Origin of the sequence: Shuttleworthella satelles DSM 14600, assembly GCF_000160115.1 — a bacterium.
GTDB classification, from domain to species: domain Bacteria; phylum Bacillota; class Clostridia; order Lachnospirales; family Lachnospiraceae; genus Shuttleworthia; species Shuttleworthia satelles.
Map to the genome: position 1 here is coordinate 712,358 of NZ_GG665866.1, position 16,428 is coordinate 728,785.

Sequence of the window (16,428 nt, forward strand, 5' to 3'; positions counted from 1 at the left end):
CCGGCATCAGATTCTCATCCCGCCTGTGTCACTGATTCTATCTCCGCGTCTTGAGTGGAATAAGCCCTATTCTATCATGAAGTCGCTTGGCTCGCAGTTCTTCCTGCTCTTTCCCTCACACTTCCTCCGTCTCTTCCTCCGCTTCTCTGCGGATCCGCTCCATCCAGTCTTTCATCTGCTTCTCATAGCCCTGGTCTGACAGCTCATAGAATCGCTCTCCCACCAGGGAGTCCGGCAGATACTGCTGTCTGACATAGTGGTTGGGCCAGTCATGGGCGTATTTGTAGCCGATCCCATGCCCGAGCCTGGTGCTCCCCCCGTAATGGGCATCCCGCAGATGGCCCGGCACGGTCTCAGTCATTGTGGTCTTGACCGTCTTCATCGCCTTCATGATTCCGTTTACCGCGGAATTCGATTTGGGAGCGCAGGCCACATAGGCTGCTGCCTGGGCCAGGATAATCTGGCTCTCCGGCATGCCGATCCTCTCCACCTCCTGTGCCGCGCTGCTGGCGACCACCATGGCCATGGGATCCGCATTCCCCACATCCTCCGAGGCGCAGATACAGATCCGCCTCGCGATGAATTTGACGTCCTCTCCCGCATAGAGCATGCGGGCAAGATAATAGATCGCCGCATCGGGGTCGCTGCCCCGCATGGACTTGATGAAGGCAGAGATGGTGTCGTAGTGGCCGTCTCCCTTCTTGTCGTACTTGACCACCCGCCTCTGGATGCACTCGCTGGCCACCTCCAGACTGATGTGAATCTTGCCGTCCTCGGATCGGGGAGTCGTCAGGATCCCGAGTTCTATGGCCGTGAGAGCATTTCTGGCATCTCCATTGGCCATATCCGCCAGAAAATCCAGCGCGTCCTCCGCAATTACGGCTCCATAGCTGCCCATCCCCTTTTCCCTGTCGCTGATCGCCCGAAGCAGGAGCTTGCGAATGTTCTCCTGAGAGAGAGGTTTGAGCTCAAAGATCACCGACCGGGAGAGCAGGGCTCCATTGACTTCAAAATAGGGATTCTCGGTCGTAGCCCCGATCAGGATAACAGTCCCGTCCTCCACATAGGGAAGGAGATAGTCCTGCTGCCCCTTGTTGAAGCGATGAATCTCATCAATAAAGAGGATGGTCTTTTTGCCATACATACCAAGGGTATCTTTGGCTGCCTCGACAGCCTCCTGCATATCCTTCTTACCCGCTGTCGTGGCATTGATCTGCCGGAAATCAGCGGAGGTCGTATTGGCGATCACCCTGGCCAGAGTCGTCTTGCCTGTCCCCGGCGGGCCATAGAAGATAACTGACGACAGCTTATCCGCCTTGATGGCCCGGTAGAGAAGCTTGTCCTCTCCTATGATATGCTCCTGGCCAACGACCTCTTCCAGACAGGTCGGGCGCAGGCGGGAAGCCAGAGGAGACTCATGCTCCTGATTTTTATTTCTGGCATAGTCAAATAAATCCATGTGATCCTTTCAAATCCGCTTCCTCGCGGGCTTTCATTCCTTCTTTGGCGCAGGGGGGCTTGCATCCATCCTGGCCCTGCCCCTCCTGATCCTCTGCTCGATCCTGCCAATCACATAAAAATGATAGGCAAAGGCCGTAAAGAGACCGGCCGTAAGCCAGGCGGATGCGTCGCAGGCAGCCGCGAGCAGGTAAGAGCCCAGCCGCATGGAGACAGCCGCCGGAATGACTCTGGCCACCAGCTCCACTACCCCTCCCATCATCGGCAGAAAACCGTAACCGCAGCCCTGCATAATGTTGCGGAAGATGAAGATCATGCCCAGGGGAATGTAACAGGACATGGAAAAGTAGATATAGGGTCTGGCAAATTCCATCAATTTCCCGGTATCTGTCCCCGCCGGGAAAAACAGGCGCATGAGCGGATGAAGAAGGAGCAGGATCAGGATGGAGATCAGGGCCGCATAGGCGACGTCGATCTGCATGGCCGCTTTGACCCCGGACCGGATGCGGTCGGGACGAGCCGCCCCATAATTCTGTCCTCCGTAGGCAGCCATGGACTGTCCGAGCGCCGCGAAGCCCTGGGTCAGCAGGGTGGACATCTTACTGGCCGCCGTAAAGGCCGCCACGGCTGTCGGGCCGAAGGTATTGACCGCCGTCTGCAGGACCATGGTCCCCGACGCGGTGATGCCAAACTGCAGGGCCATGGGAACCCCGACTCGAATCTGGCGTATGGCCATGCCCCGGTCAAGTCTCCAGAAATCCCGATAAGGTCGCAGATCTGGCATTTTTCGCCCGATATATACAGCGGCGACAAGGGCTGCGATCACCTGGGAGATAACCGTGGCATAGGCCGCCCCCTCCGTTCCCATACCGAAACCCGGAATAAAAAGCAAATCGAGCGCAATATTACAGACGGCACCGACCATGAGAAAGACCAGGGGGAGCCTGGAATTACCGACCGCAGTCAGCAAAGAAGAGCCCAGCGTATAGAGAACGATGCTGAAGAGGCCTGCGCAGATGACAATGATATAGCGGTAGGCGTCATCATAGATCTCCGCCGGTGTGTTCATTATCAGCAGGATTCTATGCATAAAGAGGGTGGAGAAGAAGGTCAGGATCAGAATGACCCCAAAGCTCAGCATGAGGGCATTGGAAGCCGACCGCCTGGTCCCCTTCGGGTCCATGGCCCCGAAATGCTGGGCTGTCAGGACGGTAAAGCCGGTTGTCAGCCCGGTAGCAAGCCCCTGGACCAGAAAGATGATCGTCCCGGTTGACCCGACTGCCGCCAGAGCATTTTCCCCCAGGAACCGGCCCACGATGACCGTGTCCACCAGGTTGTACAGCTGCATGAACATATTGCCCAGAAAAAGCGGCAGTGTAAAGCGGAGAATGACTGCCAGGGGTCTTCCCTCTGTCAAATGTACACTCTTCATCACAGTCCTTTCTTCGGCCCGGGCCCACTCCAAAGGCTCCCTCCGGCTGATATCTCATTTGATCCGATTACTTTCCCCGGGCTACGAAGAGGGTCCCCACCTTCTTCTCATCCATGATGTCATAGAGGGACTCCGGATGCGCCCCATTGGTCACTATGGTATCTATTCCATTGGCCGTAGCCAGTTCCGCCGCCTTGAGCTTGGTCTGCATACCTCCGGTTCCCCGTCGGCTTCCGGCGCCGCCGGCCAGGTCGTAGGTCTCTTTTGTGATCTCCTCGATGCGGGAGATCAGCCTGGCATTCCTGAAGAGGCGGGGATCCGCGTCATAAAATCCCTCAATATCTGACAGGATCACCAAAAGGTCTGCCTGGCAGAGGACGGAGACGACGGCAGACAGCATATCATTGTCTCCGAAGAGCTTCTCCTCCGACTCGATCTCCGTGTAGGAGACGGAGTCATTCTCATTGACAATGGGAATGATCCCCTGCTCCAAAAGGGCAAAGAAGGTGTTGGCCAGGTTCTCCCGCTTGACCTCCTGTTCGATGTCCTCCGCATTTAAGAGGATCTGAGCGACTGTCTTGTCGTACTCCCCAAAGAATTTATCATAGAGAAACATATTCTCGCACTGACCCACAGCGGCAGCCGCCTGTTTCATCCGCATCTGGCTCGGCTTCTCGGGCAGGTGCATCTTGTTGGCTCCCACGGCGATAGCCCCGGAGGAAACCAGGAGGACTTCATGCCCCATATTCTGAATGTCGGACAATACTCTCGCCAGATGATCCAGGGTCCGCAGATTGCTCTTTCCCATCTCATTGGTTAGAGTTGAGGTCCCCACCTTGACAACGATTCGCTTTCTCTTAATTCCCATGTCTGCTCCTCTTTGACTATTCTGATATCACTCAGGAGAGTTTGTCCATTATAGAATATTTTTGGCCCCTGTAACAGGGATCCGATCAAACTCTCTCAAATGATACATAAGGTCAAATCTTATGAAATCCAATCCCTCTCGCAGGGCACCGCCCTGCCTGACCGCGGACCGGCCTTTCTGTTTGACTCAAGAAGCCAAAAGGCGGCTGATCCCATACAGGACAAGCAGGTGTCCCGGGTAAAAGACATAGAAAAACCACTTGTGAAAAGGCCTCCTGCTCCCGGCCTGGCCATTGTAGGCAAAGCGGAGCAAAAAGAGGGGGAGGAGGATGCCCGACAGATACATTTCACAGCGGATCGGCGCCCCGCCGACAATCTCAAAGAACCCCAGGAGAAAAGTATAGATGATGGTCATCTCAAAATAGGCTCTCCACATGCGGGATTTATCCTGATAATTGCGGACCAGCAAAAGGGGCATGATCACCCCGTATCCCGGCCAGTCCCCCCAAATACTCAAAAGCATGCAGGCGCAGACCACCAGTCGGCGGACCTGGGGGTTCTGGTCCTTTTTCTGGTCAAAATAGCAGGCCAGAAGACCCAGAAAGAGGGTATATATGATGCCGAAATTGGTCCCCAGAGGACTGCGAACATTGAAATAGAGGCAAAAGGGAATCCAGGAGATCAGAGCGAAAATCCCCATACGGGTCAGGTATTTCTTCAGATTCCGCGTGTGGATAAATCCCTCCGCTATAAAAAAGGCCATCGCCGGCCCTGTCAACCGCCCGATGAAATGCATGGCCTGCCCCTGCCAGCTGCAGGATGGAACAAAGCGCCAGGCGATGTGATCAATGACCATGGCCAGGATCACCAGGTATTTAATTTGATTTCGATTGAGAGAAAGCGTTTTCATAGAGCTATTGTCCCACAGGCCCCCCACCGAGGGCAAGCCAATATAAAAAATCGGCTTCCCTGGCATCATGCACACAAACCTGATGCATGATGCCGGAAAACCGGCTTTGCTTTCTCATTTTCCTTTATATATCGCAATAGAATACTCACAAAACTTGTATTCTGTCGTTCATAACTATGGAATACCCGCGGCGCGGACATTCCATAGTAGAACGGCGTCCTGATCAGGCTCACTCCTTCTCTGCGGAGAGCTGATCATCCTTCACTGAAATTTTGATACTGTCTCCCATATCAATCTGTCCCTGCAGAATAATACGGGCAACCAGGGTCTCAACGGTCTTCTGAATATAGCGCTTTAAGGGACGGGCGCCATAGGCCGGCTCATAACCATGGTCGATGATAAAGTCCCTGGCCTGGTCTGTCAGCACAACCTTGATCTGACGGTCATCCATACGGGCATTGAGCTCTGCGAGCTGCAGGTCCACAATCCTGCCGATATTGGACTTGGTCAGGGGCTTGAACATGATGATCTCATCCAGACGATTGATGAACTCCGGCCGGAAGTGCGTCTTGACCTGGTTCATAACCATCTCCTCCGCCTTGGGGCCGATCTCTCCGTGCTCGTCAATACCGTCCAGCAGATAGTCACTGCCCAGGTTGGAGGTCATAATGATGATGGTGTTCTTGAAGTCTACCGTTCGGCCCTGGGAATCCGTGATACGCCCATCATCCAAAACCTGCAGGAGAATGTTAAAGACATCCGGATGCGCCTTCTCCACCTCATCGAAGAGGACAACGGAATAGGGCTTGCGGCGAACCGCCTCGGTCAGCTGGCCGCCCTCGTCATAGCCGACATATCCGGGAGGCGCTCCGATCAGGCGGGATACGGAATACTTCTCCATGTACTCGCTCATATCGAGACGGACAATATTCTTCTCATCGTCAAAGAGACTGGCGGCCAGGGTCTTGGCCAGCTCTGTCTTACCGACGCCGGTGGGTCCTAAGAAGAGGAAGGATCCGATGGGTCTGGACGGGTCCTTGATCCCCGCCCTGCTGCGGATGATGGCCTCAGTGACCAGCTGAACCGCCTGATCCTGACCCACTACCCTCTTGTGAAGCTCTTCGTCCAGATGCAGGGTCTTATTGCGCTCGCTCTCTCCCAGCTTGGCCACCGGAATCCCGGTCCAGCGGGAGACAATGCGGGCGATCTCATCCTCCGTCACAGCCTCATGGACCATGCCCATATCCTTGCCTTCTATGTTGGCTTCTTCCGCTTTTAAGGATTCCTGCAGCTTGGGCAGCTTGCCGTACTGCAGCTCCGCCGCCTTGGACAGGTCGTAGGATGTCTTGGCCCGTTCGATTTCCTTCTTAGTCTCCTCGATCTCCTCACGGAGGGCAGAGACCTTGTCCAGGGCATTCTTCTCATTCTCCCACTGTGCCTTGCGGCTGTTGAGCTCCTCTTTTAAGTCTGCCAGCTCGCGGGTCAGCTTCTCCAGGCGCTCCTTAGAGAGGGAATCGGTCTCCTTCTTCAGAGCCTCCTCCTCAATCTGCATCTGCATCACCTTGCGGTTGATCTCGTCCAGATCCTCCGGCATAGAGTCCATTTCCGTGCGAATGGAAGCGCAGGCCTCATCGACCAGGTCAATTGCCTTATCCGGGAGAAAACGGTCTGTAATATAGCGGTTAGAGAGGGTCGCGGCAGAGACCAGGGCCGCGTCCTGAATCTTCACATGATGGAAGACCTCATAGCGGTCCTTGAGTCCGCGCAGGATCGATATGGTATCCTCCACCGTCGGCTCATCCACCATAACCGGCTGAAACCGCCTTGCCAGGGCCTGATCCTTCTCAATATACTCCCGATACTCATCTAATGTGGTCGCCCCGATGCAGTGAAGTTCTCCTCTGGCCAGCATGGGCTTTAACATATTGCCGGCGTCCAGCGCTCCGTCTGTCTTTCCGGCGCCCACAATGGTGTGGAGTTCGTCAATGAACATAAGGATCTGTCCCTCTGACTTCTTGACGGAGTCGAGGACAGCCTTGAGACGTTCCTCGAACTCGCCCCGGTACTTGGCTCCGGCCACCAGAGCCCCCATATCCAGGGCGAAGATCTTCTTGTCTTTCAAGGTATCCGGCACATCTCCCCTGGCGATACGCTGGGCCAAGCCCTCGACCACGGCGGTTTTGCCGACGCCGGGATCGCCGATTAAGACGGGGTTATTCTTGGACTTGCGGGAGAGAATCCGAATCACGTTGCGGATCTCCTCATCCCTTCCGATGATGGGGTCCGCCTTCTGCTCCTTGGCTCTGGCCACCATCTCATGACCGTACTTGTCCAGGGCCTCATAGGTGTCCTCCGGATTGTCACTGGTGACCCGGACATTGCCTCTCACCTGAGAGAGGGCCGTCAAAAAGCGCTCCCTGGTCAGCCCGTACTCGCTCATCAGAGCCTTCATGCCCCTGCTGGCGAAGCGCATCATCGACAGGAAAAGGTGCTCCACGGAGACGTACTCATCTCCCATGGCCTTCGCCTCATCCTCCGCGTGATTCAAGGCGTCGTTGAGCGCCTGTGAGAAATAGCGCTGGCCGGCCCCTGAGACCTTGGGCAGAGCATTGAGCTTGGACAGGGCATTTTCTGTAAAATGCTGCCCATTGATCTCCATCTTCTCCAGAAGCTTGGGGATCAGTCCGTCCTCCTGCTGCAGGAGAGCGACCAGAAGGTGCTCGTCGTCAATGGTCTGATTGCCGTAATCAGCCGCCAGCTTCTCTGTATTCTGTACTGCCTCGATGGACTTCTGTGTGAATTTTTGAATGTTCATAGGTCCACCTCCTTTTTCTCTTAGATTCGTGATAATGGAATGTCCGCAAGGCACGGATCCCATTGTCTGCTTTCCCGAAAAAATCTTCTGTGAGTTCTCACATCCTCTTTTCTTTTCGTTTCACAGGTATGTTATAACACCAAAATTAGCACTCGTCAAGTGCGAGTGCTAACAATTTTTATCTTTCTTTTTCTTCCCCCATTTTTCGTTTTTTGTTTTCTTTTTCCCCTTGCAGCCGCCCCTTTCCCTGAGATTTTTTCTTCCTTCTCTCTTGATTCCCTTAATTCCCCCTCTAATCCGTTCTGACTCTCTTTGATTCTCCTCAATTCTTCTTAATCCGTCTTAGTTCCTAATCCGTCTTAGTTCCCCTAATCCGTCCTGATTCTCCCTAATTCTTCTTAATTCTCAATCCGTCTTAATCCCCATTAATCCAGATACTCCATCTTCTTCTCTACCTGGATCTGGGGGTCTACCAGGCTCTCAAAGCGATCGGCGCAGGAGGCGTCTCCGATCACACTCCCATAGTGACTCGGGATGACAATATCGGGTGCGATGGCATTGGCCAATTCCGCCGCCTGCTCAGGGTCACAGGTATATTTACCCCCGCATGGAATCAGGGCGATATCGCAGACCACGGACTTGGCCTCAGCCGTCGCGTCCGTGTCCCCGGCGATATAGACCTTCTTCTTCCCGTCATCGATCAGATACCCCAGCCAGCCCTTTTCTCTCGGGTGAAAATCTCTTCCGATCGTATATGCCAAAATGCCGGCGATCCCTATCCCCTCCCAGTCCATCTCCTGGCCCGGCCTCAGATAACGGGTCTTCCCCCGCAGATCCGCCCTTTCCACTGAGATCATCTCTTCCATGCTCTCCGGAAAGACATAGCGCGTTTCCTCTGTCGCCAGCTTGTCGATATCCTCCGGGGAGTAGTGATCATAGTGCTCATGGGTGATCAGAATCAGATCCGCGTCGTGAGAAGCCTCCCTGATCTGATAGGGATCCAGATAGACTACTTTGCCGCAGACTTCCATCCGAACAGCCGCGTGTGTGATCAGACGGATGTTGGAGCTGTCCGTGAGGTCACCGGTGAATCCCATCTCTTCAAGGAGTTCGACCGCCTTTTCCCTGGCCTCCTCGGCCACGAAAATACTGACAGGGTGGAAATCCCCTGCCCCCATGTAAATCCCCATCAGCTGATTGGCTCCGTCCTCGTGCTTGTAGGCGCATATTCCCTGGCTCTTTAAGGCGGCAATAACCCGGTCCGCCTCAAATTCGTTCGTGAGAGTCAAAAGGCAGACTCCGATTCCATCCTCTTTGTGCTCACGCCCAAAAATACTCATATCCTTTCCTTCCCCTCATCGTTTTCATGACCACAGGGCATCAGCAACGCTTACAGCCTGCGGCCCATGTCAACTGCATGTCAACAAAATGCCTGCTCAGCAAGGCCCCCTTCGAACCGGTTTAATGCAACAGCGCAAAATAGAGAATCACCGCGAATCCCAGCACAATACGGTACATGCCGAAGGGCTTAAAATCGTGCTTGCGGATGTAGTCCATCAGGAAGCGGATGATCACAAGGGATACAAAGAAGGCGACAAGCATTCCCGTCAAAAGAATGGCCGCTTCCATGCCGCTGAAGTAAGCTCCCCCGACCAAATACTTGACAATCTTCAGAAGGCTGGCCCCCAGCATCACCGGAATCGCCAGAATAAAGGTGAATTCCGCGGCGATCTTGCGGGAGACGCCAATGGAGAGGGCGCCGACGATGGTTGCTCCGGATCTGGATGTTCCCGGGAAGACAGCTGCCAGAAGCTGAAAGATCCCGATGATCAGGGCATCCTTCATGGTCAGCTCTTCCAGGCTTGTCACAAGAGGCTGTCTGTCGGCATTTCTCTTCTCCACCAAAAGGAAGACAAGGCCGACTAAAATCAGCATGATTGCAACCACCCACCAGTTGTAGAGATGCTCATCTAACCAGTCGTCCAGGACAAGCCCCACGACAGCCGCCGGAATACAGGCCGCTATGACCTTGATCCAGAGGGCAATGGTCTTGCGGCTGACATAGTGCCTTCCCGTTTTTTTCGACCTTCGAACCGGCCAGATCGTCTTCCAATAGAGGAGGATGACCGCAAGAATAGCGCCGAACTGAATAACAACCAGAAACATCTTCCAGAATTCATTCGAGACATCCAGCTTGACGAATTCATTCAGCAGAATCATGTGACCTGTGGAGGATACCGGGAGCCACTCTGTTACTCCCTCCACAATGCCAAAGAGAATGGCCTTGAGAATCTGAAACATACACTCCTCCTCTTCCTGATAGCTTGCTTAACTTTCCTGTCTCCCTATGTAAACCTGTTTCCTATATAAATTCGTTGCGTTCAATAGCTGCCTGTATTTTCGCTCCATCCCGTTCGGGACCATTCTTCACGGGGCAGTGCTGTCCGCTTCCAAAGGTTCCCCGGTCGAATCAAGCACCTTTGTCGTGGAATCTTCCGGAGGAATGGCCCTGGCATGCTCCTGGCCCTCTCCCCGGCCGGATTCCGCGTCTCTTCTCTCGCGAAAATGCCTCAGCCGAACCAGGATCGACTCCCGATAGACAAAATCGGAAATCGCCGCAAAGGGAATTGCCAAAAGAATTCCGATCACGCCGAAGGCCTTGCCTCCCACGATAATGCAGATCAAAATCCAAATGCCCGCCACTCCTAAGGTGTTGCCAAAGAGACGGGGCTTAATCACGTATCCGTCGATGGTCTGCAGGATAATCGTAAAGATCAGGAACCAGAGGGCATGCCAGGGATTGATCAGAAGCAGGATCAGAGATCCGATGGCCCCGCCCAGAATCGGCCCGAAGGTCGGAGCCAGATTCGTCACGCCGACGACAAGAGATAGAAGCACGGCATAGGGCATCTGCATGATCATCATAAAGATGAAGTTGGCAAACGCGACGATCAGGCCGTCTAAGATCGTACCTCCAATATAGCGGATCAGGATCCGATCCGACCTCTTGGCAAAATCTCTCAGCTCCCGGTAACGCTGCCGACTCAGAAGCAGGCCCATCAGCTGGCGCAGGCCTCCCATCCACCGCTCCATGTCCATCAGAAAATAGATGGCCATGATAATACCGATCACCCAGTCGAAGACGCCGACGCCGATATTGGTGACAAAATGCAGAAGCTGACTGGGCTGACTGGGAAGAAGATTGGTCAGGCCGTCCAGACCTTCCTTGATCATGTCTGACAGATTACTGACATCACGCCCGTTTTGCCTTAAGGCATCCACAGCCAGAGCAATCAGCTTCTGCAGACTTGCGATGTAATCCCCCGCGTTCTGAAGGAAGCGCACCACAGACCCGATCAATTGCGGAATCAGGGCAATCATTAAAAGCACGATCAGAAGCAATACCACAAGTATGGTTGCCGTCACCGAGAAGACATGCCGGGTCTTGGGCCTGAAATGCTTCATCCGCGAGAAGACCTTCCGCTCAAATACGTTGACCAGCGGATGCAGTACGTAGGCAATCACAAGTCCCAGAAGGACGGGACGGGTGACCGCGGCGACGGTACTGATCGCCCCCGCAAGCACATTGAGATGAGACAGGGCCAGGTAAATGAGGATTGCTGTCCCTAATCCCAGGGCAATCTGCACCCAGGTCTGTTTGTAAAAGTTTTTACTGATTTTCATCCTTCAACCACTCGATTCATGACTTCAGCATAGACTGGATCACCCTGAGATTCCCCTTAAAAAGCTTATAGTATGCTGTACCCTGCTCATCATCAAAACGCTTGACAAATTCCCTGTGAAGGTCCGCAAGATGGTCTGCGTCCGCCTGACGCAGGAGCTTGCAGATCTCGGGGCGGTCCGTCTGCGGCAGCTCATTCACCCGCAGAAAGATTTCCACATAGTTTCGCAGCCTGCCGTTTGCATTGGCCAGATATGCCCTGTCCGCTTCCGTCTTCCAATCCGCCTGATTCTGGAGCTGCTCAAAGACCCGATTGCCCGGATTTTCTCCCAGGAGATGATTGAGACTCTGGCGAAAATCCGCCTCTTTTGAAATCGGAATGGATTTGCTCAGCCCCCTGACTGCCTGAAGCTCTCTTGCACCCGGCAGTGAGCTCCCGGCCTCTTTTTCTCCTTTTGACGAGGCCAGCTGCTGAGGTCTGTCCTTGGTCCCGGCCCCGGCAGGGGCCTGACCTCTTCCTGCCTTTGATCCCGCCCGTGCGGGGGTCCGGCTTGTCCCTGTCCTTGATTTCGTCCGCCCCGAATCCTGACCTGGCCCGGTCTTTGATCCCGTCCGCGCAAAGCTCTGATCTGAACCGGATCTCTCCTTTCCCTGCACACTTTTTCTGGTTTGCGCAGAAGTTTGATCCGACCCGGCCCTCGATCTGGTCCGACCAGGGGCCTGACCTGACGGCTCCGCAGATCGTGTCTCACTTCTCTTTTCCGCCGCAGGCCCTTGCGTCCTGACTGCCTGATCCTGACCGGTCACCTTCTTAAAGATCTTTAAAACGACGCTCTCCTTCGCGACCGGCTGAGGACTCGCCTTTTTCTCCATCTTCGTCTGTATCGGCTGGCGCTTGATCTGGATCCCTCTCTCCTGCCAAAAACAGGAGACCGGATCATAGCCCTTGTCATTGGAAATAATCACATAGTGACAATCCCTCTTAGAAGCGATCATGTAGCCCAGATAAGAGACCAGTTGAAAATCAAGGGCATTGGTTCCCTTATGACATCCGATCGCCTCAAACTCACATCCCTTGGCCGCAAAATCCGCCATGCGCTCCCAGGACAATTTGGGACTGTTGTCTGTATAGAAGGCCACAACCTTATCTCTGGGTTGGATCTCCGCGATCGCGTCCACCCAGATTTCATTCACATTTTCTGTATCGACCAGGTATACGGTCTGTGTTTTCATCAATATTCAAGTACCTTTCCGGAATTATTCTCACTGTTAAAACGCGTCCGAACACATAAATCGGCTTTATTTTAACACAAATACTTCCCATAAAAATACGCAAAGGCCAACCGCCATCTCTCTCGCCCCGCACTTCCATAAAAATCCCGAAATACAGCTGCGGTCTGCGGCAGTCAGCCTGATAATTATTTCTTATCGCGAGCGCGGCGGATCAGGACGCCCCATATCAATCCCCCGGCCAGAAGCGCCCCGAAAGCGCCTCCAAGAATCAGATATTGACCGGTCGGCAGCGTCTTTTTCAACCCTGCCTTTCCCTGTAATCCCCGGCCCAAAAACGCATCCTCTTTCTTCAAATCCGATTGTCCGGCGGCTGACATCAGACCATCTGTATTGGCCTCTTCCTTTCCTGCCAGATCATCCGCCCGCTGCCCCTTTTCTTCTCCCTCTTTTCCCTTCCCGCGTGTCAGATCCGTCAGTCTCTCCAGGATATTCTTTTTCCCCACATGAATGCCGCGATAGACCCTCTCACTTCGATTGCCCGCCGCGTCTTCTGCCTCCAATCGGATTTCCTCATAGCTTCCTCTCGCAAGGTCTAAGAAATAGCGATTTCCCTCAATCCGCAGGGGGACCTCATTCTTATCTAGGAAACAGCGAACCTTTCTGACCTCCTGATTATCCCGGATCACAAGCTCCACTGTGTATTGATCCAAATCCACGCGGAGTCCGTCCTCCAGGGACAAGGCATAAATTACCGGTTTCGTCCGATCCAGGCGAAAGCGCAAGCCCTCCTTTTCTCCGAATCGGCCCTGGTTACCCGAAACGTCTCTGGTCATCACCTCTATTTCATAGAGCCCGTCCGTCTCAAACAGATTCCTGGGAATCCGGTAAATATGCCTCCAGAATCCGTTCTCGTCCTGATCCGAATCCAGCCGGTAGTCCTCCGGCCGCAGGAGACGGCTGATCCCATCCTGCCGCAGAAGCAGTCTGGGAAATCCTGTCTCCATCGCGTCAAGATTATCCTCGCGGAGCAAAAAATCCGGGAGATGGCGAAGAGTCTGATCAAAGAGCTCTCTTGCGTCCCCCTCCAGCTCAAAGGCGGATCCCCGCTGATTGACCAGAAAGCTGCGGGTCAAATGACTCCGGTTTCCCGCCGCATCTCTTGCACTGACTTCGATGGAATATCTTCCATCTTCTGAAAAAATATGCTCCGGAAAGAGGAGTTCTCCCTCTGACGTCTGTTGAACCTCCCGGCTCAGATCGCTTCTTTTCTCCCTGGTCTGGCGCACCAGGCGCAGCCGCGTGGCCCTGGGGTCAGGATGTGCGTCCTCCACCCGAATTCTTCCGCTGACTTTTCCCCGATGGCTTCCCTCGGACAGGCCTTCCAGCTGGAAGGTCGGTTTGGTCTGATCAATGATAAAGGTCTCTGAGACCAGCCGGCTCTCATGCCCTGCCAGATCTCTTCCCGTCAGCTCCAGCCGGTGGCGTCCATCCCCGCTCACCCGGATTTTCCCTCTGCTTTCCTCTCCCTCTCCTTTCCACTCGACAGGTAATGGTTTTTTATCTAAAGTCACTTCCAGGTGTTCCCGGTCAAGATTAGCGTCCCTTGCAAGAAGATGAAATTCAACCGGTCCGGCATAGATTGCCTTTTTCTCTCCCCGGAGACTGACCGCAAGCTCCGGCTCACGGAAGTCCAGTTCATACTCCTCTTTTTTGAGAATCTTCTGTCCCGTAATCAACTCAATCTCTGCTGCCAGACGAACACGATCTTCTTCCCCGGCACCCTCGATCTCAATCTCACTGTCTCCCTTATAAACAGATCCCTCTTCGCTCTCCTCCCTGTCAAACCGCGCAAGCTCCCCCTTCTTGATCTCAAGTCCCTCTCCCGATTCCTGTCCCTCTTTCTGTCTTCCCGTCAGAGACTGAAGACTCCAGGAAATCCTTCGGATGGGGATCTGCTCGCTCTTAACCTCGAGCTTCACATGAAATTTTTCTGCATAGATTTTTCTGCCGTCCGCAAGCTGCACTGCTTCCACCTCAGGACTCATCCGCAGATCTACCATGCGGTTTAAGGCCCCCTCCTCAATCGGAAAGGGAATCATTGGCCTTCCCATTGAAAGCACTGTCACAAGCCCCAGTATCAACATCTTTCTCATATCTTTCCCCCTCTTTCTCTCTCAAGCAAGTCCAGCACCTGTCTGCTGTCCTCAAGCACCTTTGTCACAAATGGATTCCCTGACCTCATGGCTCGAATGTTCTCGGCCAGGCGGCCCAATACCTGCTCATATTCCTCTTCTGACACCCCGTCCTCCAGGAAATGCCCTCTCTGACGGTAGAGGCTCTCTAAGACCTCCTGCCTCCCCCGGGCTCGAATCAGGTCATTCTCCGCCTTATCCAGGCTGTTCTCGTATTCCTTCAGCCGAAGAAAATGCGCCCGATACAAGCCCTTCTCCCTCCCCTCACGGGTCCACTTCGCGATCTCACGATGGAAATGGATCAGAGCCAGGTGTTCTTCCAGATCCTTCTTCACCTCCCCCCTGCTCTCCCGAAGATCAGGCAAGGACGCACCCTGCCGTTCTGCTCTGTTTTCATATTTCCCCTCTCCCTGCGCAGGTTGATCCCTGCTCTCGCGCAGGGCCTCTTCTCCCTGCACATGCTGATCTCCGCTCCTGCGCAAGGCCTCCTCTCCCCTCTCAAGCCACTCTCCGGCTGCCTGCATCCGGGCCTCCTGCCCGATTTGGTCCCCAGATGCATCTATCCCGTAGTAATACCAGTAGAGCTTCCCCAACTGCAGACAGATCGCGGCGTAAGTCAGAGGCTCTTCTCTGGCGAGTCTCTTTGAAGGTTCGCTTGCCAGAAGCTCCAGTAAGTCCTTTTCCTCTTCCTGGCTGAAAACCAGGTCTTCCTTATCCTGGCGAAGCATTGTCTCCAGCCTTGCTCCCATACTTTTCGTCTGATTTTGACTTGTTTTGTCGCCTCTCCACAGAGCAGACAGAACTGTAAAAACACACAGAAACGTCAACAGCAGGATTCCCGCGGGCAAAAGAAAAGTCCTCCTCTTAACGCGTCCTTGGCCCGAAGGCAGATTTCCTGTCGCGGATAATTTTGTCAGCGCGGCTTCCAGTTCTCCTGCCGTCTGAAAGCGATCCTCCGGTCTCTTCTTGCAGCAGCTCTCAATCACTTGCCTCAGCCCATCTCTTCGACTGCCCTTATCATCGGGCAGATAGTCAAACATCTCCTTCAGGCAGACACCCAGGGCATAGAGATCACTGCGCTCATCAAAGCTGCCTTCAAATTGTTCCGGCGCCGCGTAGGCCGGACTTCCCAGAGAAGACTCTTGATCCGGCAGACCTGAAAGAGATGTCAGCGTTCCAAAATCAATCAGCTTTAACCTGCCATTCGGACAGATCATCACATTGGCTGGCTTTAAATCCCGATAAATCAGGGGAGGCTTCCTCCCGTGCAAATAGATTAAAATACGCGTCAGCTCTATTCCCCAGTCAAGCAGCTGATCCGCCGACAGTCCCCCGGGCCGGATCTGATCCATATAAGATCTCAGTGACTGTCCCTCCACAAGCTCCATTACAAGGCAGACGGTATCCGCCCCCTCCAACAGATCTACAAGATGCGGCAGACAAGGGTGATCCAAGTCCCGCAGAGCCATCAGTTCTCCGTAGCCTGACTGCAAACGGTTCTTGGGAATGCACTTGATCGCCCTTTGGATTCCTATATTCTCCTGGATTGCCAGATAAACCCGGGAGCCTGCGCCACGACCAAGCTCCCTCATGATGCGATATTTCGATGCGAGAAGGGCACCCTCTGCCAGAAAGGCGGGAGAAATCGATGTGTTCATAGATAATATCGTTACGAAATGAAAAAATTGAAAAACAGATGTGCCTTACATACGAATTGCGTAAAGAGACAGTTATGTGCAGCAAGAAAAAAATAAGAAGATACAGTACTTTTTCTCTGTACTTTTATCAAAGTATAGTCTTCCCCCTTTCCTTCTTCCATTGGCAGAAGTCACAGGATTT

General features: G+C 53.8%; 12 protein-coding genes. All 12 read right to left on the bottom strand.

Features of this window, described 5'->3' with window-relative positions:
- Window positions 1-115: 115 nt before the first annotated feature.
- The 12 genes from GCWU000342_RS03180 to GCWU000342_RS03230 all read right to left on the bottom strand — a co-directional run bounded on the left by GCWU000342_RS03180 (window position 116) and on the right by GCWU000342_RS03230 (window position 16,247).
- Window positions 116-1,459 (bottom strand): replication-associated recombination protein A, encoded by a 1,344-nt coding sequence (locus GCWU000342_RS03180; RefSeq protein WP_006905810.1) that lies wholly within the window; start codon window positions 1,457-1,459, stop codon window positions 116-118.
- A 33-nt stretch (window positions 1,460-1,492) separates the two neighbouring features.
- On the bottom strand, window positions 1,493-2,890 hold the full coding sequence (locus tag GCWU000342_RS03185) for an MATE family efflux transporter (protein WP_006905811.1): 1,398 nt from the start codon (window positions 2,888-2,890) through the stop codon (window positions 1,493-1,495).
- Between the two features lie 67 nt (window positions 2,891-2,957).
- On the bottom strand, window positions 2,958-3,758 hold the full coding sequence (proB, locus tag GCWU000342_RS03190; protein ID WP_006905812.1) for a glutamate 5-kinase: 801 nt from the start codon (window positions 3,756-3,758) through the stop codon (window positions 2,958-2,960).
- Window positions 3,759-3,944: 186 nt separating this feature from the next.
- On the bottom strand, window positions 3,945-4,667 hold the full coding sequence (locus GCWU000342_RS03195) for a TraX family protein (protein WP_045000611.1): 723 nt from the start codon (window positions 4,665-4,667) through the stop codon (window positions 3,945-3,947).
- 229 nt (window positions 4,668-4,896) lie between these two features.
- Window positions 4,897-7,482 carry an ATP-dependent chaperone ClpB gene (gene clpB / locus GCWU000342_RS03200; RefSeq protein ID WP_006905815.1) on the bottom strand — a complete coding sequence of 862 codons (2,586 nt, stop codon included), beginning with the start codon at window positions 7,480-7,482 and terminating at the stop codon, window positions 4,897-4,899.
- A 155-nt stretch (window positions 7,483-7,637) separates the two neighbouring features.
- Window positions 7,638-7,808: a hypothetical protein gene (locus GCWU000342_RS10425; RefSeq protein ID WP_006905816.1), complete on the bottom strand. Its 171-nt coding sequence runs from the start codon at window positions 7,806-7,808 to the stop codon at window positions 7,638-7,640.
- A 99-nt stretch (window positions 7,809-7,907) separates the two neighbouring features.
- The gene (locus tag GCWU000342_RS03205; RefSeq protein WP_006905817.1) at window positions 7,908-8,822 is read right to left on the bottom strand and encodes an MBL fold metallo-hydrolase; all 915 of its coding nucleotides are present in this window, start codon (window positions 8,820-8,822) and stop codon (window positions 7,908-7,910) included.
- 121 nt (window positions 8,823-8,943) lie between these two features.
- Window positions 8,944-9,783: an undecaprenyl-diphosphate phosphatase gene (locus GCWU000342_RS03210; RefSeq protein WP_006905818.1), complete on the bottom strand. Its 840-nt coding sequence runs from the start codon at window positions 9,781-9,783 to the stop codon at window positions 8,944-8,946.
- A gap of 126 nt (window positions 9,784-9,909) precedes the next feature.
- Complete coding sequence (locus GCWU000342_RS03215; RefSeq protein WP_006905819.1) at window positions 9,910-11,166, bottom strand: AI-2E family transporter; 1,257 nt, start codon at window positions 11,164-11,166, stop codon at window positions 9,910-9,912.
- Window positions 11,167-11,182: 16 nt separating this feature from the next.
- Window positions 11,183-12,397, bottom strand: a complete 1,215-nt coding sequence (locus tag GCWU000342_RS09900) for a PIN domain-containing protein (RefSeq protein ID WP_006905820.1) — start codon at window positions 12,395-12,397, stop codon at window positions 11,183-11,185.
- Between the two features lie 185 nt (window positions 12,398-12,582).
- Complete coding sequence (locus tag GCWU000342_RS03225) at window positions 12,583-14,550, bottom strand: hypothetical protein (RefSeq protein ID WP_006905821.1); 1,968 nt, start codon at window positions 14,548-14,550, stop codon at window positions 12,583-12,585.
- On the bottom strand, window positions 14,547-16,247 hold the full coding sequence (locus GCWU000342_RS03230) for a serine/threonine protein kinase (RefSeq protein ID WP_006905822.1): 1,701 nt from the start codon (window positions 16,245-16,247) through the stop codon (window positions 14,547-14,549). The genes GCWU000342_RS03225 and GCWU000342_RS03230 overlap by 4 nt, the downstream gene beginning before the upstream one ends.
- Between the last annotated feature and the right edge of the window lie 181 nt (window positions 16,248-16,428).